This window comes from Sphaerotilus microaerophilus (genome assembly GCF_023734135.1).
In the GTDB taxonomy this organism is placed as follows: Bacteria; Pseudomonadota; Gammaproteobacteria; order Burkholderiales; family Burkholderiaceae_C; genus Sphaerotilus; species Sphaerotilus microaerophilus.
In genome coordinates this window covers 3523342-3545132 of the sequence record NZ_AP025730.1, presented here as the reverse complement: position 1 = coordinate 3545132, position 21791 = coordinate 3523342, and the positions used below count along the sequence as shown (strand labels likewise).

The window sequence follows — 21791 nt, the reverse complement described above, 5'->3', positions numbered from 1 at the left end:
GGGGCTTGGCCGGCGTCGGGGTCGCACGGACTGGGGTGGTCTCCCACGTCGTTCTCGCGTCGTTGTGTGGGCAGCATCCATCCGGTCGCGCTGGGGTCGCGGCGAGAGCCTGTCGGTTCCGAAGGGAGGACGGCATGGATGAACTTGCACACACCTTCAGTGGCACGCACCGTCGCAATGCGGGCAGCCTGAGTCAGTCGATCGACATGCTGCGTTCGGTCGTGCATGGCAGCACCTATGAGACGGTGGCACAGGCCCACGGCCTCACCCGCACGGCCGTGGAGCGCCGCATCAAGACCGTGGCGGTCGAGTTGACGCAGGTGGTGGGGGTGGACGGGCTGAGGGAGGAGGGCGCCACCTTCGTGAGGCGCCTGCGCCTGCACCGCGAGGCGGTGCTGCGAGCACTGGATGACTTTGCGCCGCGGGACGCCTCCGGCGCCCGCCCCGCAAGGGTGCTGAGTGCCGCCGAAGTCAACCAGGGTGCGGCACGCATCCGTCTGCGCAGCAGCCGACCTCTGCATGACCTGGCGCTGTACTACCTGCTGTTTGCGACCGGGTTGAGGCCGCTGGAAGTCGCCCGTCTGCGGGTGAGCGACTATCTGCTGGCCGACGGCAGCGTGGTGCGCCAGTCGCGGCTGCGGGCCGAGGCGGCCATCAACGGGCGGGAGCGGCCGCTGCTGTTTCAGAGCAGCCGGCTCGATGAGGCGCTTCAGGCCTACCTGGCTGAGCGTCTGGCCAGGCGGCAGGGGTTGGGGGAGTCGCCGGCCTATCGGGGCCTGGACGGGGAGAGTGCACTGTTCCTCTCCTCCGATGGGACTCCCTACCGCATCACGCCCAACGGCGAGCCGCAGCAGAACCGTCAGGTCTGCAGGACGCTGCTGGAGATCTTCCGCAAGCTGTTCAGGCTGTCCGGCATCAAGGGGCTGAACACCCAATCGGCGCGCTTGACGCTGATGTCGAGGATGTACGACCGCGGGGCCGATGAGGACCAGGTGGGGTTGGTGCTGGGCATAGCGGATCGCAGCGCGGTGCGCGAGCAGTTGCCCAGGCCGCGGCCGAGCCTGGTGGAGGCGGTGGAGGAGCCGATTTGAGGAGCGTCGCGGCAGCAAGCAGATCTGGGGCCGACGTGGGGGTCGGTTCATCGCTGAATGCGGACCACCCCCCGTGTGCACAGGGTTCGTTCGATGCAGCCTGCATCGGGCGTGTGCTTACCATCGACGAATCGGATTGAATGTTCAACTGTCACGCATGAGTCGATACCAACGATTTCATCTCAAGGTCGGGGCGGACGCGGAGGTCGACCTGCGACACGCCCACCAACACTGCCTGGGGCTGCTTCGCGCCACCGGGGCAAACATGCTGGGTCTGGCTCTGCAGGACAAGTCTTGCCTGGATCGGCGAATTGCCAGCGTGTTCGGGGAAGACGTGGTGCGCAACCTGGATCGTGACAACCGCCATGAGCTTCGGGGCTTGACGATCCAGTTGCTCACCGAGCGGATTCGCGTGCGCCGTCTGGCAGGGCCGATCCTGGTTGCCTTTGTGCAGCCGGACCGGGTGGCGCACCTGGCCGACTGTGTCGGGGTGACAGGACTGGTGTACCTGCCGGCCAACGAGCAGCACTGCAGGGACTACGAAAGGATGGAAACTGAGTCCTGCCCCTTGGAACGGCCGTGCGTGTAGCAGGGGTCTTCGACTTCGATGGCGGTGAGCTCCTGCGACTTGAGGTGAGAGCCATTGCCGTTGAGCGGAATGGCTGGCCCCAATGAGACAGGGTTCCTCTTGGGTATCGACCTTCAGTTGCTTCCAATCGCTTCCCGCGACTGCATCTTTGATAGCACGCTCACCACACCTGCGGCAAGCTGCGCGTCGTCATCAGGCTCCAGGCGCAGTCTGGCCACCATCGCCCTCAGGCGTGAGCTGACTCGCTGCCGGGCCCGCTCGGCATCGTCAGGTGTCAGCAGAAGGCTCATTTCCTCAATGGCGGCGCCCTGCATGGCCAGCAGAAGAACCTGGACTTCATGGGAGCGTGCCATGACCACATCGTGCAGGCTCTGCGCAGGCGACACCATCCCCCTTTGGGGGCATGTGGGAGGGCGATTCGTTTGCAGTGACGACTGCATGGCTTGAGATGGATACGAGGTCGAATTGCCCTTGAACGCAGTTCCCTCATGCTGACAGCGCTCCGCAAGCGCCGTGACTTCGCGAGCCAGCGCCGGGGATATGCATTTGGCATGCAGGATATCCCGGCCGAGGACTGCGTCACCTGCGACATGACTTCTACTGCCCCAGCCAGTTGTGCAGGACAAGAAGCGGCATGGGGTGGAGGTCTGGCGGGTCGATGTGATTCACAGCGACTGGAACTGCACCCTCGATGGGCTGCCTGAGCCCTCGCCCTTGCGGCTGGGCTTGCGGATGATCGGCGGACTCAAAGTGGAGGCGGGGCTGCGAATCTTCAGCGCGCGACGGAGGGGAGTTCTCGAGCAGCCGGAAACGGTTCACGGGGGAATGTTCGTGTCGCTGGAGGATGAATCCGACAATGTGCAGGTGATGGTCTGGCTCGAAAACCAAGGAGCGACTGCGCCTGCCATCGCTGCAGGCGCGGCTCTCGGGTGTCAAGGACACATGGCAGCGCGGGGGCGATGAGCGCAATCTGATCGCCGGGCAGCTGGAGGACATGACGCCCTTGCTGGGCGACTTGGCGGTTGGAGCAGCCGGAGTTGCCAGTGAGGATGAGGCATGGCCGCATGAGCGGTCTGAGCTTGGCGTCGGCCACTTGATGCCGGATGCAGGTCAATCGCCAAGGGCAAGACACGCCCAGCGGCTCAAGCTGTCATTGCATCCGGTCGTGGCTCGCGGATCCCCACAATGACCACCACGGTACCTGCCGCGATTGCGGCCAGCGCGATCTGCAGAATCACCGCGATGCCCATGGCCTGAGCCATGCCGCCTGCCACGGCCGGTGCAAGGGCGCCACCGACCACCTCACCCAAGCCGACCACGATGCCTGTGGCCGTGGTGGCCAGCCGCGCAGGGACGGAATGGTGGGTGAGCGGACCGACCGTGATGGCAACGACCCCGGCATTCATGAAGGTGGCGACGAACAGCACCGCGAAGAGCTTCAGCGGCTCCGCGCCGATGGATGGCAGCAGCAGCAGGGCGCCCAGTTCGAGCAGCAGCGCCACGATCATCGTGCGCTTGCGGCCCAACTTGTCGGACAGCGCCGGTACCGCCACCATGCCGATGAAGCTGCCCAGGCCGATGCCGGCGAGCACCATGCCCATCTGGTCGAGGCTGAGCTTGAGTTGGTCGGTGAGGTAGTTGGGCATGAAGGCCGACAACACGATCAGGCAGCTCAGGAAGCAGCACATGCCCAGGGTGCCGAACACCACATTGCGGTAGCGCAGCACCTCCCACCAACTCGACTTGAACTCGGTCGAGACCTCCGGATCCGGCGCCGACTCCTTCAGAGTCCGGGCCATCAGCCAGGCGACGATCAGTCCGGGCACGGCCACGATGGCAAACACCCAGTGCCAGCTGGGCAGCACCTTCAGCATCGCCACCGCGATCACCGGCCCCAGCCCGAGTCCCACCAGCGGCGCAGCGGTCTGCTGCAGCCCGATGTTCAGACCAATGCGGCTGGGCTTGCTCGCCTCGATGGTGGAAACGATCGAGGCCGGCACGAAGGCGCCTTCAGCCAGCCCCATGAGTCCGCGGATGACCAGCAGGCTGGCCAGGCCGGTGGCCAGGCCGCTGGTGGCCACCAGGAGCGAGAAGATCACCACCGCCGGAACCAGCACCTTCTTGCGCCCGATCTGGTCCGACAGGCGGCCGGTGAAGATCGAGGACAGCCCCCAGGTCAGCGCCAGCACGGCAGAGATCAGACCCATGTCCTGGTAGTTCAGTCCGAGGTCCTTGGCCATCACCGGGAAGAGAGGATTGATGATGAAGCGGTCCAGTCCGACCAGACCAAATCCCAGCGACAAGAGGCCGACGGCCTTCTTCTCGTAGGCGGGGTCCCACTGGCTTCCGTAGCGTGAGGATGAGGGGGCATGCATCAAAGTCTCCTGCGGCGGGGCGCCTTGTTTCAGGGTGAGTCCGTCCCTGCAGCGCGCGTGGCCGCATCGGCAGGGAACGGGGGAGGGTAGAGAGAGCGGAGGGGAGGGGGCTGACCTCAGGCCGCAGTGGCAGCCGTCACAGGGCGGCCTTTCTGCCCGGGGAACGGCGAGCCTTGCCGCTTTCAGTGATCAATCCTGCCTTCAGGATGATCTGGGTGGTCTCCCAGAAGTGCTCGGAGAGCAGCTCGCAGGCCCTTTCGGCGTCGCGTGCCATCGCGGCATCCATGAGTTGACGGTGTTCGGTGACGGTGTCGCGTGAATGGGGCGTGGTCGCTCGATCGGCCAGGTTGCGATAGCGCTCGGACTTGTCGTAGAGCAGGCGGCACAGCCGCAGCGTCCAGGTGGAGCCACAGCCGGCCAGCAGCGACTCGTGGAACTGGCGGTGCACCTGAGACCACTGCAACGCGTCGGATGGGTTCAGGGGCAGGGGGGCGCGCAACAGGCGGTGGAAGCTGCTGAGCAGGTGGGACTCCCAGTCCACGCCGCCGTGGGCGATGGCCCCGCGCAGCGCGATCTGTTCGACGGCCACACGCGTGGCGGTCAGGTCCTGCAGTTCCTCCCGCGACACGGGGGCCACACAGAAGCCGCGCTGGTCTTCGGACTCCACCAGCCCGTCGGTCACCAGCCGCGACAGAGCCTCCCGGATGGCAGTGGCACCGACGCTGTAGCGCTCGCTCAAGCCCTGGATGCGCAACCGCTCATCGGGCTTCAGCTCACCCAGAAGGATGTCCGATCGCAGCCGTTCGAAAGCCATCGTGGTCAGGCTTCGTGCGTTGGGCGCGCTGGAAGAGGCGGGATTGAGGGAGGGCAGGTCCATGTTGCGTCGAGTGACAGGTGTCAGAGGGCGTGCGATCGAGCGAAGTATCGATCAGAAGGTGGCTGACCTGTTTGCGTCAATATCATCGATCAAACAGTAGATCATGTCCACAATCGTGAGCTAATGGATTACCCGCTAAAATATCGATAAAACGGCGTGTAATCTATGTTCATCGAGCGAGCGGCCCGGTGCCGTGACCGAGAGATCGCATGAACGCCCTTCGGGCCACAGGAGACGAATCGATGCACACACCCAAGCGGAAGGCGCTGCCTGCCTTCGTGGTGCGACCGACGGTTGCAGTCATTGCACTGGCCGCGGCCAACGCCCAGGCGGTACAGATCGACACGGACGACAGCGACCTGTCGCTGCGTTGGGACAACACCGTCAAGCTCAGTGGGGCCTACCGGTTGAAGAGTCCGGATGCTGCTCTGCTGACCAACCCGAACAACGACGACGGTGACCGGAACTTCGCCAAGGGCCTGGTTTCCAGTCGGGTCGACTGGTTCACGGAGTTCGACGCGGTCTACCAGCGCCGGTTTGGGCTGCGCCTCAGCGGGGCGGCCTACTACGACGCGGCCTACAACACGTCCAACGACAACCCCGGGTTCGCCGGCGGCGCGTTTCCGAACCAGACGTCTGTGGCGTCGAACCGCTTCCCGGCGGCAACACGCGACCTGCATGGCCGCAAGGCCGAACTGCTGGATGCCTTCGTGTTCGCGAAGTTCGACCTGGGGGAGTTGCCCGGCAGCGTGCGCGCCGGACGCCACGCCATCCTCTGGGGTGAGAGCCTGTTTCTGGGGGGCAACGCGATCTCGGGCGGGCAGCAGCCTGTCGACATTGTGAAGCTGCTGTCGGTGCCCAACACCCAGTTCAAGGAGGCCATCCGCCCGGTTCCGCAGGTGTCGGGCCAACTGCAGTTGAGCTCGACTGTGTCGCTGGGGGCCTATGTTCAGACCGGCTGGGAAGCCAGCCGTGTGCCGGCCGTCGGCAGCTACTTCTCGAACGCCGATCCGGCAGTTGATGGCGGCGAGAACCTGATCCTGGGTCCTGGTGCACCCCTGGCGACTCGCCAGGCGGACTTCAAGCCGAAAAGCTCCGGCCAGGGTGGCCTGCAGTTGAAGCTGCGCGGTGAAGGAGTGGACTTCGGCCTGTACGCCATCCGCTTCCATGCCAAGACGCCTCAACTGGTGCCGCAACTGGTGATGTCGCCCGCTGGTCCCATGCCTGGCGGTTACTCCATGGTCTACCACGAGGGCATCACCGCCTTCGGCGGCAGCGTCAGCAAGACCTTCGACAACTTCAACGTCGCGATCGAGGCTTCGACGCGCCGCAACCAGGATCTGGCCAGCACCCAAGGTGCAGACGCCAGCGCCGTTGCGCCAGTGGCCAAGACCAACAACACCGACAACCCGGGTTACGCGGTGGGCAACACCGCCCACATCAACCTCTCGACGATCGGGAGCCTGGGGCCGTCACTGCTCTGGAAGGAAGCCAACCTGGCGGCGGAGCTGGCCTGGAACCGTGTCCTGAGCATCACGAAGAACGCGGCTGCCAAGGATCCGAACTCAACACGCGACGGCCTGGCGCTGCGGCTGGTGCTGGAACCGGTCTACCGCGGTGTCTTCGATGGCGTGGACATCGGGGTGCCCCTGGGTATCGGCTATGCGCCGAAGTGCTCCCGGCCGCTGGCCATGAGCAGCCCCAATGCCTGGATCCCCGAGAACGGCGGCGACATCACGGTGGGTCTCAACGCCAGCGTGAACGACGCCTGGCGGGCCACGCTGAGCTTCACTCACTACTACGGCAAGGCCGCCACCTTCAACGACCTGGCCGCCAACAACGCCTACAGCTGGCAGCAGACCTACAAGGACCGCGACTTCATCGCCGCGTCGCTGCGCTATTCATTCTGATCGGAGCCATTGATGTCCAAACCCTTCACCCTCCAATGCCTCGCCGCGGCAGCGATCCTGGCGACGGCTTGCGGCTTTTCGGTCGCCGGCGTCAGCGCCGACGAGGCTGCGCAACTCAAGTCCACGCTCACGCCCATGGGCGCGGAGAAGGCGGGCAACAAGGACGGCAGCATTCCCGCGTGGACCGGCGGGCTGACCACCCCGACGCCCGGCTTCACCAACGGTGGTCGGCGCCCGGATCCCTTCGCTGCGGACAAGCCGCTGTACTCGGTGAACGCCAAGAACCTGGCCGAGCATGCCGCCAAGCTGCCGGATGGCGTGAAGGCGCTGGCACAGCGCCACCCAGACAGCTTCCGGGTCGATGTCTATCCCACACGGCGCACCGCAGCAGCCCCTCAGTACGTCTACGACAACACCTTCAAGAACGCGACTCGGGCCAAGACAGTCGAAAGTTCGGCGGGGTCCATCCCAGAGGGCGCCTATGCCGGTGTGCCGTTCCCGATTCCCAAGTCCGGCATCGAGGCGATGTGGAACGTGCTGCTGCGCTGGCGCGGGGAGTCCTGGTACAGCGAGTTCAACGGCTACACCGTGACGCCCGAAGGCAAGCGCGTGCTGGTCCAGGAAACCCGCAACGATTACCAGATGCCGTATTACGCGCCGGATGGTTCCCCTGAGAAGTTCGGCGGCGAGCACTGGTTGGTGCGTTCGGTCAACACCGGCCCAGCCATCCGCGCCGGCGAGGCCATCACCGGGCGCGAGCAACTCAATGGCGACAAGACGCAGGTCTGGGTCTACCTCACCGGCCAGCGCCGGGTGCGCAAGCTGCCGAACGCCTGCTGCGACACGCCCACGCCGTTCTCCGCGGGCGTGGTGTCCTTCGACGAAGTGGAGGGTTTCTCCGGTCGCATGGACCGCTTCGACTGGAAGCTGGTGGGCAAGCAGGAGATGTTGATCCCCTACAACAGCAACCGTTCACTGGTTCCGGCCAAGGACAGCGACCTGATTGGCGAACACCATCTCAACCCGGATCATGTGCGCTGGGAACTTCACCGAGTGTGGGTGGTCGAGGCTGCGCTCAAGGCCGGCCAGCGACATACCTCGCCGAAGTCGCGCTACTACATCGACGAAGACTCCTGGATCCTGGTCTGGGGGGACCGGTGGGATGCGAAGGGTCAACTGGCCCGCTCGCAGTTCACGCTCCCAGTGGCGATGCCCGACGTACCGGCCCAGGCCGCCGTGACCTGGGGTGCCTACGACCACGTGGCCCGCACCCTGTTCGCCACGCTGGTGATGAATCAGCAAAAGGTTCAGTACAAGGTGCAGAAGCGCTACAGCGACAGCGTGTTCACACCGGACGCAATGGCTGGCGAAGGTCTGCGCTGAGCAGGAGGCCGAGATGACGTTGCAGTTTCGTCACGCCTTCCGCCTCGATGTGGATCTGCGTCCCGCCGTGGAAGTGGGTCCGACCTACGTCGGCATGCGACGGGTGATCCCGATCACCGGTGGGCGGTTCTCCGGGGAGCGCATCCGCGGCGTGATCCTGCCAGGTGGCGCTGACTGGAACGTCATCCGCCCGGACGGCATCACCCACGTCTGGGCGCGCTACGAAATCCAGGCCGATGACGGGGCGGTGATCTCGGTCATCAACGAGGGGCTCGGTCGGGTCAGTCCGGAGCAGATGGCGCACATCTTCTCGGGCAACTCGGCGCAGGTGCGTGACTGGTACACGCGCACGACGCCGAAGTTCGAGACCGCTGCCCCACAGCACCGCTGGCTCAACGAGTCGATCTTCGTCGGTGACCTGCTGCCGCCGACCGACAACCCCTGGGCCGTTTCGATCGAAGTGTATGAAGTGCTCTGAGTCACTCGGGCTGGGCCTGCTCGCCTGGGGCTGTGCCTGCGTCGTGTACGCGGCCGATCCGGTCGGCGACAAGGTCGCTGGCCTTGCAGGCAAGTTCGCCGCCATCGAGCGGCCGGCCCTGGTCGTGAAGACGCCGGAGAAGGCTGTTCTGCTGTCGGGTATCGCGCTGGGCAGCCGACTGGTGGCGGTCGGTGAGCGGGGGCTGGTGGTGTGGTCGGACGACGGTGGCAAGCGCTGGCAACAGGCCAAGTCCGTGCCGACCAGCGTGACGCTCACGGCAGTCAAGGCCATGCCCGACGGCACGCTGTTTGTGACGGGCCACGGCGGCGTGCTTCTGCGCTCGCAGGACCAGGGCCTCACCTGGGTGCGGGTGACTCAGGGCGCCCGTCTTGCGGCCGCGGCCGCGGCCCGTGCTGATGAACTGGTCACCGCCGCTGAGCCAAATGCCGAGCGCATTCGCCGCGATGCCACTCGTCTGGAGGCCGATGGGCCAGACAAGCCCCTGTTCGACATCGCCTTCAAGGACAACCGGCGGGGCATGGCGGTGGGCGCCTACAACCTGGCCTTCATCACGGACGATGGCGGGGCCACCTGGCGCAGCGTCATGGACCGGCTCGACAACCCGAAAGCACTGCACCTGTATGCCGTGGCCATGCAGGGCGACAGTTGGCTGATTGCTGGAGAACAGGGCCTGTTGCTGCGCTCGAAAGATGGTGGACGCAGTTTCACGCGTCTGACCAGTCCCTATCAGGGCAGCTGGTTCGCCGTAGCCAGCCAGGGGCCTGGCCGCTGGGTGCTGGCGGGTTTGCGCGGACACGCTTTCGTCTCCCAGGATGACGGGAACTCCTGGCAACCCCTGGAGGGCGCAACGCCCGCCTCGCTGGTCGCCGTGCTGCCGCGGGCCGATGGTTCGCTGCTGTTCACCAGTCAGGCGGGCCAGCTCCTGGTGGCCCGTGACGGTGCTGCCTTGCGGGTACTGCCCACACCCACGCTGCCACCGCTAGCGTACTCCCTTCTGACGGGCCAGGGTGATTTCATTGCGCTGGGCTATGCCGGTGCCGTCCGTCTTCCCGGAGTTTCCAAGTGACTGTTCAGACGGTTCATTCCGACAAGACCTCCCCGGTCGTTTCCGAGCTGTCGAAGTTCGACGCCCGCTCAGGCTCGGCCGTCGAGCGCGCCCTGTTCAACCACCGCCGCCTGGTGGTGGCCCTGTGTCTCTTGGTCACGCTCATCCTGGGCTGGCAGGCCACCCGGTTGCAGTTGTCGGCCAGCTTCGAAAAGACGATTCCGACAGCCCATCCCTACATCGCCAACTACCTGGCGCATCAAGACGAACTGAGAGGCCTGGGCAATGCCCTGCGCATCGCGGTAGCCAACCCGAAGGGCAGCCTCTACGACGCGGCCTACCTGGAAACGCTTCGCCAACTCAGCGACGAGATCTTCCTTCTGCCGGGCGTCAACCGGCAGGGCATGAAGAGTCTGTGGACGCCCTCGACACGCTGGTCCGGCGTCACCGAAGAGGGCCTCGAGGGCGGGCCGGTGATTCCGGACGGTTTTGACGGCTCACCTGCCAGCCTGCAGCGCCTGGCGGCCAACATCGCCCGCTCCGGTGAAGTGGGCCAACTGGTGGCGCTGGATGGCCAGTCCAGTGTGATCTTCGTGCCGCTGATGGCCAAGGATGCCCAGGGCCGGCCACTGGACTACGGTCAGCTGGCTCGCAGCCTGGAGGACCTGCGCGCCAAGTACCAGCGCCAGGGCGTCACGATCCACATCACCGGCTTTGCCAAGATCGTGGGAGACCTGATCGAGGGTGTGCAGGTGGTCCTGCTGTTTTTCGCCGCGACAGTGGCCATCGCCGCCGCCATGGTCTATGGCTACACCCGCTGTCTGCGCTCGACCGCGCTGGTGGTGGTGGCATCCCTGGTGGCCGTGGTCTGGCAGCTGGGGCTGCTGCCCACGCTGGGCTATTCGCTCGATCCGTATTCGATGCTGGTGCCCTTCCTGGTCTTCGCCATCGGCATGAGCCACGGCGCGCAGAAGATGAACGGGATCATGCAGGACATCGGCCGCGGCACGCACCGGCTGGTGGCCGCGCGCTACACCTTCCGCAGGTTGTTCCTGGCCGGGCTGACGGCGTTGCTGGCCGACGCGGTGGGCTTCGCGGTGCTGCTGGTCATCGATATCCCGGTGATCCGTGAGCTGGCCATTGCCGCCTCGCTGGGGGTAGCGGTGCTGATCTTCACCAACCTGATCCTGCTGCCCATCCTGCTGTCCTACACCGGGGTGGACGCCCGGGCCGCCCAGCGCAGCCTGCGCGACGAGCAGGCCGATGCACAAGGCGCGGACAAGCACCCGCTGTGGCGCTGGCTCGACCGATTCACACAGCGCGGGCCTGCACTCGCCGCGGTGGCCGTGGCCGGCTTGTTGCTCGTGGTCGGCATCGTGGTGGGCTCGCGCCTGTCGATCGGCGACCTGGATCCGGGCGCACCGGAGCTGCGCGCCGACAGCCGCTACAACCGCGACGTCGCCTTCATCAACGGGGCCTACGGGGCATCGAGCGACGTGCTGGCCGTCATGGTCAAGACGCCGGACGGGGGTTGCACCCGGCTCGAAACAGTCCAGAAGGTCGACCAGCTGGAGTGGAGCCTGCGCCAGCTCGAAGGCGTGGAAGACACCAACACCCTGGCGCTGCTGAACCGGCGTGTGGCCACCGGGCTGAACGAGGGCAACCCGAAGTGGTACGACATGTTGCCCAGCCAGGACATGGTCAACACCGTGACCGCCAACGCGCCGCGTGGCCTGTACAACGACAGCTGCAACCTGCTGACCCTGTACGTCTTCCTGCGCGACCACAAGGCGGAAACACTCACCCGTGTGGTGCAGCACGTGGAAGCCTTTGCCAAGGCCCATGACAGCGAGGACGGCCGCTTTCTGCTGGCGGCGGGTTCGGCCGGCATCGAGGCGGCCACCAACATGGCGGTCAAGGACGCCTGGAGGGTGATGCTCTGGCTGGTCTACGGCGCGGTGCTGCTGCTGGCCTTCGTCACCTTCCGCTCCTGGCGCGCGGTGGTCGTGGCGGTGTTGCCGCTGGTCGTCACCTCCTTCCTGGCCGAGGCGCTGATGGTGGCGCTGGGCATGGGGGTCAAGGTGGCCACGCTGCCGGTCATCGCGCTGGGTGTGGGCATCGGCGTGGACTATGCGCTGTACATCCTCTCCGTGATGCTGGCGCGGCTGAAGGAGGGCATGAGCCTGTCCGAGGCGTACTACCGGGCGCTGCTGTTCACCGGCAAGGTGGTGATGCTCACCGGCGTCACGCTGGCCATCGGTGTCATCACCTGGGTGGCCAGCCCTATCAAGTTCCAGGCCGACATGGGCATCCTGCTGGCGTTCATGTTCGTCTGGAACATGGTGGGCGCCCTGGTGCTGATCCCGGCGCTGGCCCATTTCCTCCTCAAGCCGCAACGTGCTGAGGACCTGGTGGCCCAGGCCTTTGGTCAGGCCCCGCTTCACGCCGACCGGGGTGCCTGACCGAAGTCTTCGAGCGAAGCCTTCGATTGAAGCGTCTGACCCCTGCACCACAGCCAGTGATCGCCATGTACAAACACCTGCTCGTTCCGATCGACGGCTCCGCCACGTCGCTGGGCCTGATCGACCAGGCCCTGGCCTATGCACGGGCCACGCAGGCCCACCTGTCGTTTTTCCATGCCTGCCGCGACCTGGCGGCCACCGGCAGCGGCGCCATGCTGCTCGCGGCGGATCCCGTGGCCTACGCGACCAGCGCGCAGGCACCCGGGCATGCCCTGCTGGCCAAAGCGGAAGCCGCTGCTCGTGCCGAAGGGCTGCCCTGCGATTCCACCCTGGTCATCAGCGACCAGGTGGCGGACGCCATCCTGGAGGCCGCTGAGCGTCTGGGCTGCGACCTGGTCTTTGCCGCTTCGCGAGGGCGCAAGGGGTTCGCCACGGCGCTGTCCGGCTCCGTTACGCGCCAGCTCATCGAGGCGGCACAGCTGCCTGTGCTCGTCACCTGCATCGATGCACGGGAGCGATTGACCGCCCGGTACCGCGCCCTCAGCCTCATCCGCGACGAGCACCGCTCCCTGGCGGCGGTGCTGCATGGCCTGGAACATCTGGCGCAGACCTGGCGGGCCGATGGGCCGGCGCCTGACTTCCGCCTGCTGGGTGCCATGCTGTTTTACGTGGAGCAGTTTCCCGAGCGGCTGCATCACCCGAAGGAAGAGACGCAGATCTTCGCCCGGCTGCAGGCGCGCACCTCCCAGTTCGACACCCTGCTGCAGGAGCTGCGTGCCCAGCATCGGGCAGGAGGCGAGGCGCTGCGCGAACTGCAGGCCGGGCTGATCGCTTTCGAGCGGGCCACACCCGGCGCCGGCGAGCGCTTCTTCGAGCAGGCCCAGCGCTTCATCGTTGGCCAGTGGCAGCACATGGGGGTCGAGGAGCGCCTGATCCTCCCGGCTGCCGCAACGCAGCTGTCCGATGAGGACTGGCAGCGCATCGCCGAGGCCTTCGAGGGCCATGCCGATCCCCGGTTCCGGCGCGAGGCCGGAGCGTCCTTCGAGCAGCTTTTTGCCCGCATCGCTCAAGTTGCGGGTGAAGCGGTCACCACTTCCACCTGAACCACTTGAATCACCTGATCCATCGGATCCACCAGAGTTGTTCGACCACCCCTCCAGGAGTCCCTTATGAGCCCCATCCAAGACATCGCTTTCGTCCGGTACCAGGTCACTGACCTGGACGGTCTGGAATCCTTCCTGCACGACTTCGGCCTGCACACGGTGGTGAAGTCCACCAGCGCCCTGTACTCCCGAACGGCGGGGCCGGCGCACCACGCGCACATCGCCGAACTCGGTCCGGAGAACGCCACGATCGGCTTCGGCCTGTTCGCCCGTTCGGCCGAGGATCTGGCGCGGGTCGCCGCCAAGGTGGGTCGCCCGGTCGAGGACAACCCGGAGCCCGGTGGCGGCCTGCGCGTGCGCTTCACCGACCCGGCTGGCTTCGTCGTTGACGTTATTCATGGCCAGGCCGAGCACGCTCCGCTGCCTATGCGTGAGCCCATTGCTGCCAACCCGGCCCAGGGCCGCCGACGCCTCGGCCAACCGATCCGCCTGGCGCCTGCGGCCAGCACACTTTCGCGCCTGGGCCATCTGGCACTGCTGGTGGCGGATTTCCCAGCCATGTATGCCTTCTACCAGGAGGTGCTGGGCTTCAAGCCATCGGACACCTACTGGGCCGGCGCTCCGGGCAACACCATCGCGGCGTTCATGCACTGCGGCTTGGGTGACCAGTGGACCGACCACCACACGCTGGCGCTGATCGGTGCGCAGGACGGGCGCTCGCGCTTCGATCACAGCGCCTTCGAGGTGATCGACCTCGACGATCTGGTGCAGGGCAATGAGTTCCTCAAGTCCCGAGGCCACATGCATTCCTGGGGTGTCGGCCGACACATCCAGGGCAGCCAGCTGTTCGATTACTGGCGCGACCCGCTGGGCAACAAGGTCGAACACTGGACCGACGGCGATCTGGTGAACGACAGCACACCGGTAGGCACGGCTCAAGTCAGCGCCGAGGAGCTCAGCCAGTGGGCGCCCGACGTCACGCCCGAGTTCTTTGTCTGAACGAACCGTCCGCTTCACTCTCTTCCAAGGACCTCTGTTCCCATGAAACTTGCTCGATTCACTGCCAACGGCAACGCCCACCATGCCCAGGTCGGCGCGATTCAGAACGGCCGGATCGTGGCCTTGACCGATCTTGTCCCGGGCGTTCCCGACAGCATCCGCGGTGTGCTCGCGGCCGGACCTCATCTGCGCGAAAGGCTGGAGCAGGCGCTCGTCCAACACAAGGGAGGACTTCCTTTGGAAGCCGTTCGTCTGGAGGCGCCGGTCCCCGAGGCCCAGAAGTTCATGGCCATCGGCATGAACTACCACGACCACGCCGAGGAAGCCCGGCGCGCGGGGGTGCCGGTGCCGCAGAACCAGCTCTGGTTCAACAAGCAGGTCACCTGCATCACCGGCCCCTACGACCCGATCTACAAGCCGCGTGTGTCCGACAAGATGGACTACGAGGCCGAACTCGGCGTCGTCATCGGCAAGCGCTGCCGCTACGTCGGTGTCGAGGACGCTCGCTCGGTGGTGGGTGGCTATTTCGTCTGCAACGACGTCACCGCGCGTGACTGGCAGTTCAAGAGCCCCACCTACACGCTGGGCAAGTCCTTCGACAGCCACGGGCCGATCGGCCCCTGGATCACCACCGACGACGAGATCGCCGACCCGCACAACCTGACGATGCGCCTGTGGGTCAACGGCGAACTGCGCCAGGAGGCCAACACCGGCGGGATGATCTACAACATCTGGCAGCAGATCCATGAGCTATCCCAGGTGATGACGCTGGAGCCAGGCGACCTGATCGCCACCGGCACCTGCGCCAACGTCGGCATTGCACTGGGCAAGTTCCTGCAGCCCGGCGATGTGGTGAAGGTCGAGATCGACTCGCTCGGCTTCATCGAGAACCGCGTCGAAGCCGAGCCGATCCGCTGAGTGCGCCTCCTCCCGAATTGAGGTTCCCAACGCCATGAAGCGACTCGTTCTTCAAACCATCCTCTTCGCCCTAGCGCCGATGTTGAACAAGACGGCCGGAACGCGCCCCGCGTTCCGTGCCTTCCTGAGGCGTCACGACGCGGTCGTGCAGATCCAGCTGAAGGATGGCTCGATCGGCCGCTACTTCGACATTCGTGGCGGGAAGGTCAGTTCTACAAAGGGCCTGCACCCGAACCCGACCGTTCGCATGGTGTTCAAGGACCTCGCCACCGCCCTGACCATGATGAAGCCCAACGCGGACATGGGCGAGGTGGTCCATGCGGCCAAGAACTTCAAGGTCATGGTGATGGGGCCGGATGCGCTGTGCGTGTGGTTCATGCAGTTGATGAACCTGAGCCAGACCTCGGCGTTGCAGATGGGTACGCCGCAGGCGGACGGCTCGACGCGCTGCACGATGATGACCAACGGGGGACCGCTGTTCGTCTTCGTCAAGGCGGGGCGGATCCTGCGCATCATGCCGATCGAGTTCGATGCAACGGACGCATCCTCCTGGACCCTCACCGCCCGCGGCCGCCAGCTCACCCCGCGCCGCATGGCCACTGTGGCGGCCCATGCTCTGGCCATGAAGTCGGCGGTGTACTCCGACAAGCGCATCCTCACACCGCTGCGGCGGGTTGATTTTGATCCGAAGGGCGAGCGCAACCCCCACAACCGAGGTCGCAGCGGCTACGTGCCGATCTCCTGGGACGAGGCGCTGGACATCGTCGCCGGCGAGATCCAACGCCAGAAGCAGGTGCACGGGCCGGGCTCGATGACCATTGCCCACGGCTCGCACCACCAATGGGGCAACGTCGGCTATTACCTGTCCTCGCTGCTGCGCTTCGGCAACATGATCGGTTTCACTCGTGTGGCCGCCAACCCGGACAGCTGGGAGGGCTGGTATTGGGGTGCCATGCACCACTGGGGCCACAGCCAGCGCATCGGCGTCTCGGGCAACTATGGTACGGTGGCGGACTGCCTTCAGCACGCGGAGCTGATGGTGTTCTGGTCCAGCGACCCGGAAAGCACCCATGCTGCCTACATGGGCCAGGAAGGGACCGAGCGGCGCCTGTGGGCCAAGCAACTGGGCATCGAGTTCGTGCACATCGATCCGCACTTCAACCCGACAGCGCAGTTGCTGGGCGGTCGTTGGATTCCGATCAAGCCAACCACGGACGCCGCTCTGGCCCAGGCCATCATGCAGGTCTGGGTGGTCGAGGAACTGTACGACAAGGACTTCGTCGCAAAGCGAACCACCGACTTCGAGGCCTGGCGCGACCATCTGCTCGGCAAGGACGATGGGGTGCCCAAGACGCCGGAATGGCAGGAGCCGGAAACCGGTGTGCCAGCCCGGGTCGTGCGAGCGCTGGCACGCCAATGGGCGAGCAAGCGAACCTACCTGGCGGCCGGCGCTGCCGGCGGGGGATTCGGTGGGGCCGGCCGAGGTGCCACGGGCGGTCAGTGGGCCCGCTGCATGGTCATGATGATGGCCATGCAGGGCCTGGGAAAACCGGGCGTCAACATGGGCAACCTGGAGTGCGGCACGCCGGTGGATCACGAGTTCTATTTCCCGGGCTATGCCGATGGTGGCATCTCAGGAGAGCTGCAGTGGAACGGCAACGCGGTCAACAACTACCAGCGCATGCCCCATGTGATCACGGTGAATCCGGTGCGCCAGCTGATTCCGAAGCAGCAGTTGCCGGAAGCCATCATCCAAGGGCAGGCCACCGGCTACCTCTGGGATGGCATGGCCACCGAGATCCAGTTCTCGCCCTTCCACTACCCGATGCCGGGTTACCCGCGCATCCACATGATCTACAAGTACGGGGGCTCGTTCTTCAGCACACTTAGCGACTCCGGTCGCATGGCGCAGGCCTACCGTCACGAGAGCATCGAATGCGTGGTGAACCAGTCGATCTGGATGGAGGGCGAGGCCCAGTTCGCCGACGTCATCTTGCCGGCGTGCACGCAGTTCGAGCGTTACGACATCGGCGAGTGGGGTTCGGGCGGTGGTTACCTGCAGCACGGATTCAATGGGGTGAACCATCGCGTCATTGCGCTGCAGCACAAGTGCATCGAACCGTTGGGCGAGTCCAAGTCGGACTACGAGATTTTCAGTCTGATCCTGCAGCGCCTGGGTCTGGGCGCGATGTTCACGGAAGGCTGCAGCGAGCTGGACTGGGTCAAACGTGTCTTTGACAGCAGCGACGTGGCCAGGCACGTGAGCTGGAAGGACTTCTGCCGCAAAGGCTACTTCGTGGTCCCGCCTGAGAAGCCCGGCTTGGAGCCGGCAGTGAACTTCCGCTGGTTCGCCGAGGATCGGCCCAAGGACATTGCTGAGCCTCAGCCCTTGCCTTCGCAGTGGGTCGGGCCCTTTGGCAAGGGGCTGCAAACGCCGACCGGAAAGATCGAGTTCCTGCCCGAGACGCTCCAGCGTGCGGATCCGGAGAACCCTGAACGCCCGGTGCTCAACCGCTACATCCCGGCCTGGGAAGGTCCACGCACGGCCGAACTGGCGCAGCGTTTCCCGCTGCAGATGGTCGCCACGCACTCGCGCTACAGCTTCCACACCAACGTGGACGGCAAGAACAGCTTCACCGGCGACATCGAGGATCACCGCTGGCGGGTCGGCGGGCACGCCTACTGGATCGTGCGGCTCAACAGTGCCGATGCGCTGGCCCGTGGCATCGTCCACCACGACCTGGTCAAGGTGTTCAACGACCGCGGTGCGGTGCTTTGCGCGGCCGACGTGTCGCCGCTGGTGGCTTGCGGCGTGGTCAAGTCCTTCGAAGCCAGCGCGGAGTACCTGCCGGTTGAATGCAATGGTGAGCTGATCGACATCGGCGGCTGCATGAACCTGCTGACACCCTCGCGCCCGCAGATGAAGGGCACCAGCAGCATGTCGCCCAACTCCTGTCTGGTACAGGTCGAACGCTGGACCGGGCCGGTGCTGACGGCTCCACAGGCGCCAGCTCCATCGAACGCCAAGGTGTCTGCATGACCCAATGGAATCTCATCATCGACGTCTCGCTGTGCGAGAACTGCAACAACTGCGTCCTGGCGGCCAAGGATGAATTGGTCGGCAACGACTTCCCAGGTTTCAGCGCAGCGATGCCCGCCAACGGTCGTGGTGTGATCCGCATCGAGCGCCACATCCGAGGCAGTGGCCACCACGTGGACGTCACCCACTGGCCCGTGCTGTGCAACCACTGCCGGGACGCCCCCTGCGTGGAGGCCGGGGGTGGATCGGTCACCCAGCGCCCGGATGGCATCGTCGTCTTCGATCCCGAGAAGGTGAAGGGGCGCCGCGATCTGTTGGACTGCTGCCCTTACGGTGCGCTGGTCTGGAACGAGGCGGCGCAGGTTCCGCAGAACTGGTTCTTCGACGCCCACTTGCTCGATGCGGGCTCGACAGAACCTCGATGTGTGGGGGTGTGTCCGACCCGGGCGCTTGAAGCCGTCAAGTCCGATGACAGCAGCATGGTTGCACGTGCCGCGCGCGAGGGCCTGCAGACGCTCCAGCCCGAACTCGGCACCCGCCCCCGGGTGTATTACCGCCACCTGGAGCGGCTGCAGACCGTCTTCGTCGCCGGCAGCGTTTCGTACCGCGACGCTCAGGGACGTGCCGAGTGCCTGCAGGGGGCCAGCGTGGTGCTGACAGGGCAGGGGAGAGCGGTTGCTTCGGCCACCACCGATGCCTATGGCGACTTCCGTCTCGACGGCCTGCCGATCGGCTCCGGCCCTGCTGAGCTCATGGTGACACACCCCCAGCACGGGTCGTGGACCCGGTCCATCGTCATCGGCAACCACTGCGTGGTCGTCCCGGACATCGAACTCGGCGCCTGAATCACCCCCATGTTGCGCAGCCCGGTGTGCAGATCGCACCGGTCGGGCTGCGCTTTGTCCGAACTCTGTCTTCACCCCTGAAGGAAGCCCCATGCAAGAGAAGATCGTCATCACCTGCGCCCTGACCGGCGCCGGCCCGTTGTCCAGAAACCCGGCCCAGCCCATCACGCCCCGGCAGATCGCGGAGTCAGGCCTGGCCGCCGCCGAGGCCGGCGCGGCCATCCTGCATGTGCACGTGCGCGACCCGCAGACCGGCCAGTTCTCCGGTGACCTGGCCCTCTACGAGGAAGCGGTGGGGCTGATCCGCGAACAGAACCCGGGAGTGATCCTCAACCTGACCACCGGCCTGGGCTCGGGCTTTTACCCAGAGGATCCGCTGCTGCCGGTCAAGGCCGGTCCGGACACCCACATCTGGACCCCCGAGAAGCGCGTCGAGCATGTGCTCAAGCTCCGCCCGGAGATCTGCACGCTGGACCTGGTAACGGCCCAAGTCTTCGGCGGCATCGTCATCAGCACCGAGCAGGTGCTAACGCGCATGGCGACCCTGGTGCGCGATGCCGGCGTGAAGCCGGAAATCGAGCTGTTCGACAGCGGTGATGCGGTGCTGGCCAAGCACCTCATCCAGCGCGGCGTGCTCGATGGGCCGGGCATGTACTCCTTCGTGATGGGCCTGAACTTCACCATGCCGGCCGACACCGAGACCATGACCTACATCCGCAACCTGCTGCCCGCTGGTGCGCAATGGCAAGGCTTCGGCATCGGCCGCGACGAGTTCCCAATGGCGATGCAATCCGCCCTGCTGGGCGGCCATGTGCGGGTTGGCATGGAAGACAACGCCTTCATCTCGCGCGGCAAGTTCGCTGCCAGCAATGCTGAACTGGTGGAAAAGGCCAAACGCATGGTCACCGACCTGGGGCCGGAGATCGCGACGCCTGACGAGGCACGCGCGATCCTCGGTCTGAAGTGCTGAGTCTTCTTTTGCTGACGGCACTCGCATCCCCCCCACATCCCATCTCCACAGGAGCCCAACCATGCCCGCCCTGAACGACGAAGCCCTGGATCAACTGTTCCGCGCTGCACGTACCTTCAACCGTTTCCGTCCGGAGCCGGTGGATGACAGCCTGCTTCGGCAACTCCACGACCTGTATCGCTGGGGCCCGACCTCCATGAACTGCCAGCCGGCGCGGGTCGTCTTTGTGCGCACGCCCGAGGGCAAGGAGCGCCTGAGACCCGCCCTGGCGCCAGGCAATGTCGACAAGACCATGGCTGCACCGGTGACCGCCATCGTTGCCACCGACATGGCGTTCTTCGAGCAGTTGCCGAGCCAGTTCCCTGCAGTGCCCACGGCCCGCGAACTGTATGCCGGCAATACCGGACTCGCGGTGGAGACGGGGCTGCGCAATGGCAGCCTGCAGGGGGCCTACCTGATGCTGGCGGCACGGAGCCTGGGCCTGGCGGTTGGGGCGATGAGCGGCTTCAACCGGGAAGCGGTCAACCGGGCCTTCTTCCCTGACGGACGCTGGGAGGCGAACTTCCTGGTCAACCTGGGATGGGGAGATCCTGCCGGGCTGTATCCGCGTGGGCCGCGGCTGGCCTTCGAGGACGCCGTTCAGCTCGCCTGACCCGCCGCGCTCACTTTCAGTTGAGAGGATGCAGATGACACCCCTGCCCGTTTCGTCGATGCGACGCCGCCTGATCACCGTTCTGGCTGCAGGTGGGCTGTGGCCCGCTCTTGCTGCGGCCCAGCTGGCCCGTACGGCCACGCTGCTGGTCCCTCAGCCCGCGGGCAATCCCACCGATGCGTTGGCGCGCAAGCTGCAGCCGTTGCTGCAGAAGGCACTGGGCCAGACCACCATCGTCGAGAACCTGCCGGGTGCTGGGGGTTCCCTGGGGGTGTCCAGGCTGCTGGCGACACCGGCCGAGCAGACCGTGCTTGTGGTGGCTTCACAGACCGAGCCGATCCTGACGCCGCTGGCGTTTGCGAGCGCGCGCTACAAGCCGGAAGACCTTCGTCCCGTCGGTCTGGTCGGTCGTACTCCCTACGTGCTGGTTGGGCGCCCGGACCTGCCGGCAACGAACATGACCGAGCTGGTGGCATTGGCATCGCAGCCGGGTTCTCAGCCCCTGAGTCTTGGGCACATCGGCCAGGGCTCGATGATCCACCTGTTGGGTGAGCAGTGGGCCCGCCGGCTGGGCCTGTCGCTCAACCTGGTGCCGTACCGAGGGCTGCCGCCGGTGGTGCAGGATCTGATGGGCGGGCAGCTCGACCTGACCTTCCTGCCACTCGGGGGCAACAGCCCAGCACTCATCGAGACCGGCAAATTGCGTGCCTACGGGGTGAGCTCGCCAGCCGTCGCTGCCCGACTGCCGAAGCTGCCAACCCTGTCGTCAACCGATCGGCGCCTGGCCGACTTCGTCCACCACACCTGGGCGGCGCTGTTCGTCTCACGGTCGCTGCCTGCGGGCGAGGTGCAGCGGCTGCACGCCGCCGTCGCAGCGTCGCTGGCCGATCCAGAAGTTATCCGCTACTCCCAATCCACCGGGGTGGAGGTCGCCAGCCCGATGTCGTTGGAGGAGCTGGAGCGGTTCTACGCCGGAGAAACGCGGCAGTACCAGGCGTTGGCGAAGTCGCTGGGTGTGTTGCCCCAGTGACGC

19 protein-coding genes are annotated in these 21791 nt (G+C 65.7%); 16 read left to right on the top strand and 3 right to left on the bottom strand.

Going from position 1 to position 21791, the window contains the following annotated elements; translation table 11 throughout:
- Positions 1-134: 134 nt before the first annotated feature.
- Positions 135-1091, top strand: a complete 957-nt coding sequence (locus NGK70_RS15210; protein ID WP_251969364.1) for a site-specific integrase — start codon at positions 135-137, stop codon at positions 1089-1091.
- A gap of 157 nt (positions 1092-1248) precedes the next feature.
- Positions 1249-1680 (top strand): hypothetical protein, encoded by a 432-nt coding sequence (locus tag NGK70_RS15205; RefSeq protein ID WP_251969363.1) that lies wholly within the window; start codon positions 1249-1251, stop codon positions 1678-1680.
- A gap of 113 nt (positions 1681-1793) precedes the next feature.
- Here the strand turns inward: NGK70_RS15205 and NGK70_RS15200 are convergent, their stop codons facing one another.
- Positions 1794-2033 carry a hypothetical protein gene (locus NGK70_RS15200; protein ID WP_251969362.1) on the bottom strand — a complete coding sequence of 80 codons (240 nt, stop codon included), beginning with the start codon at positions 2031-2033 and terminating at the stop codon, positions 1794-1796.
- Between the two features lie 262 nt (positions 2034-2295).
- Between NGK70_RS15200 and NGK70_RS15195 the strand changes: the two genes are divergently transcribed.
- Positions 2296-2643, top strand: a complete 348-nt coding sequence (locus NGK70_RS15195; protein ID WP_251969361.1) for a helix-hairpin-helix domain-containing protein — start codon at positions 2296-2298, stop codon at positions 2641-2643.
- A gap of 179 nt (positions 2644-2822) precedes the next feature.
- Here the strand turns inward: NGK70_RS15195 and NGK70_RS15190 are convergent, their stop codons facing one another.
- On the bottom strand, positions 2823-4055 hold the full coding sequence (locus NGK70_RS15190) for an MFS transporter (RefSeq protein ID WP_251969360.1): 1233 nt from the start codon (positions 4053-4055) through the stop codon (positions 2823-2825).
- A gap of 136 nt (positions 4056-4191) precedes the next feature.
- Positions 4192-4932, bottom strand: coding sequence for a GntR family transcriptional regulator (locus NGK70_RS15185; protein WP_251969359.1), 741 nt, complete (start codon positions 4930-4932; stop codon positions 4192-4194).
- 242 nt (positions 4933-5174) lie between these two features.
- On the opposite strand from NGK70_RS15185, the gene NGK70_RS15180 reads away from it, so the two are divergent.
- The 13 genes from NGK70_RS15180 to NGK70_RS15120 all read left to right on the top strand — a co-directional run bounded on the left by NGK70_RS15180 (position 5175) and on the right by NGK70_RS15120 (position 21788).
- Complete coding sequence (locus tag NGK70_RS15180; RefSeq protein WP_251969358.1) at positions 5175-6842, top strand: DUF1302 domain-containing protein; 1668 nt, start codon at positions 5175-5177, stop codon at positions 6840-6842.
- A gap of 12 nt (positions 6843-6854) precedes the next feature.
- On the top strand, positions 6855-8225 hold the full coding sequence (locus NGK70_RS15175) for a DUF1329 domain-containing protein (protein WP_251969357.1): 1371 nt from the start codon (positions 6855-6857) through the stop codon (positions 8223-8225).
- A gap of 13 nt (positions 8226-8238) precedes the next feature.
- The gene (locus NGK70_RS15170; RefSeq protein ID WP_251969356.1) at positions 8239-8703 is read left to right on the top strand and encodes a DUF3237 domain-containing protein; all 465 of its coding nucleotides are present in this window, start codon (positions 8239-8241) and stop codon (positions 8701-8703) included.
- Entirely contained in the window at positions 8690-9790 is a 1101-nt protein-coding gene (locus NGK70_RS15165) for a WD40/YVTN/BNR-like repeat-containing protein (protein ID WP_251969355.1), read from the top strand. Before NGK70_RS15170 ends, NGK70_RS15165 begins: the two co-directional genes overlap by 14 nt.
- A complete protein-coding gene (locus NGK70_RS15160; RefSeq protein WP_251969354.1) occupies positions 9787-12231 on the top strand; it encodes an efflux RND transporter permease subunit in 2445 nt (814 codons plus the stop codon). The genes NGK70_RS15165 and NGK70_RS15160 overlap by 4 nt, the downstream gene beginning before the upstream one ends.
- Positions 12232-12296: 65 nt before the next feature.
- On the top strand, positions 12297-13334 hold the full coding sequence (locus NGK70_RS15155) for a universal stress protein (RefSeq protein WP_251969353.1): 1038 nt from the start codon (positions 12297-12299) through the stop codon (positions 13332-13334).
- A gap of 66 nt (positions 13335-13400) precedes the next feature.
- Complete coding sequence (locus tag NGK70_RS15150) at positions 13401-14333, top strand: VOC family protein (RefSeq protein ID WP_251969352.1); 933 nt, start codon at positions 13401-13403, stop codon at positions 14331-14333.
- Positions 14334-14375: 42 nt separating this feature from the next.
- Positions 14376-15251 (top strand): fumarylacetoacetate hydrolase family protein, encoded by an 876-nt coding sequence (locus tag NGK70_RS15145; protein ID WP_251969351.1) that lies wholly within the window; start codon positions 14376-14378, stop codon positions 15249-15251.
- Positions 15252-15285: 34 nt separating this feature from the next.
- A complete protein-coding gene (locus tag NGK70_RS15140) occupies positions 15286-18291 on the top strand; it encodes a molybdopterin-dependent oxidoreductase (RefSeq protein WP_251969350.1) in 3006 nt (1001 codons plus the stop codon).
- Positions 18288-19136, top strand: a complete 849-nt coding sequence (locus tag NGK70_RS15135) for a 4Fe-4S dicluster domain-containing protein (protein ID WP_251969349.1) — start codon at positions 18288-18290, stop codon at positions 19134-19136. The genes NGK70_RS15140 and NGK70_RS15135 overlap by 4 nt, the downstream gene beginning before the upstream one ends.
- A gap of 91 nt (positions 19137-19227) precedes the next feature.
- On the top strand, positions 19228-20106 hold the full coding sequence (locus tag NGK70_RS15130) for a beta-keto acid cleavage family enzyme (protein WP_251969348.1): 879 nt from the start codon (positions 19228-19230) through the stop codon (positions 20104-20106).
- Between the two features lie 61 nt (positions 20107-20167).
- A complete protein-coding gene (locus NGK70_RS15125) occupies positions 20168-20758 on the top strand; it encodes a malonic semialdehyde reductase (protein WP_251969347.1) in 591 nt (196 codons plus the stop codon).
- 34 nt (positions 20759-20792) lie between these two features.
- Complete coding sequence (locus NGK70_RS15120; protein WP_251969346.1) at positions 20793-21788, top strand: Bug family tripartite tricarboxylate transporter substrate binding protein; 996 nt, start codon at positions 20793-20795, stop codon at positions 21786-21788.
- The last annotated feature ends 3 nt before the right edge of the window (positions 21789-21791 follow it).

Bases quoted from the DNA above. Each gene is read 5' to 3' on its own strand.
- NGK70_RS15135 (WP_251969349.1), top strand. From the start codon at position 18,288: ATGACCCAATGGAATCTCATCATCGACGTCTCGCTGTGCGAGAACTGC.
- NGK70_RS15185 (WP_251969359.1), bottom strand. From the start codon at position 4,932: ATGGACCTGCCCTCCCTCAATCCCGCCTCTTCCAGCGCGCCCAACGCA.
- NGK70_RS15205 (WP_251969363.1), top strand. From the start codon at position 1,249: ATGAGTCGATACCAACGATTTCATCTCAAGGTCGGGGCGGACGCGGAG.
- NGK70_RS15175 (WP_251969357.1), top strand. From the start codon at position 6,855: ATGTCCAAACCCTTCACCCTCCAATGCCTCGCCGCGGCAGCGATCCTG.
- NGK70_RS15165 (WP_251969355.1), top strand. From the start codon at position 8,690: ATGAAGTGCTCTGAGTCACTCGGGCTGGGCCTGCTCGCCTGGGGCTGT.
- NGK70_RS15150 (WP_251969352.1), top strand. From the start codon at position 13,401: ATGAGCCCCATCCAAGACATCGCTTTCGTCCGGTACCAGGTCACTGAC.
- NGK70_RS15130 (WP_251969348.1), top strand. From the start codon at position 19,228: ATGCAAGAGAAGATCGTCATCACCTGCGCCCTGACCGGCGCCGGCCCG.
- NGK70_RS15200 (WP_251969362.1), bottom strand. From the start codon at position 2,033: ATGGCACGCTCCCATGAAGTCCAGGTTCTTCTGCTGGCCATGCAGGGC.
- NGK70_RS15170 (WP_251969356.1), top strand. From the start codon at position 8,239: ATGACGTTGCAGTTTCGTCACGCCTTCCGCCTCGATGTGGATCTGCGT.
- NGK70_RS15155 (WP_251969353.1), top strand. From the start codon at position 12,297: ATGTACAAACACCTGCTCGTTCCGATCGACGGCTCCGCCACGTCGCTG.
- NGK70_RS15210 (WP_251969364.1), top strand. From the start codon at position 135: ATGGATGAACTTGCACACACCTTCAGTGGCACGCACCGTCGCAATGCG.
- NGK70_RS15140 (WP_251969350.1), top strand. From the start codon at position 15,286: ATGAAGCGACTCGTTCTTCAAACCATCCTCTTCGCCCTAGCGCCGATG.
- NGK70_RS15190 (WP_251969360.1), bottom strand. From the start codon at position 4,055: ATGCATGCCCCCTCATCCTCACGCTACGGAAGCCAGTGGGACCCCGCC.
- NGK70_RS15120 (WP_251969346.1), top strand. From the start codon at position 20,793: ATGACACCCCTGCCCGTTTCGTCGATGCGACGCCGCCTGATCACCGTT.
- NGK70_RS15145 (WP_251969351.1), top strand. From the start codon at position 14,376: ATGAAACTTGCTCGATTCACTGCCAACGGCAACGCCCACCATGCCCAG.
- NGK70_RS15125 (WP_251969347.1), top strand. From the start codon at position 20,168: ATGCCCGCCCTGAACGACGAAGCCCTGGATCAACTGTTCCGCGCTGCA.
- NGK70_RS15180 (WP_251969358.1), top strand. From the start codon at position 5,175: ATGCACACACCCAAGCGGAAGGCGCTGCCTGCCTTCGTGGTGCGACCG.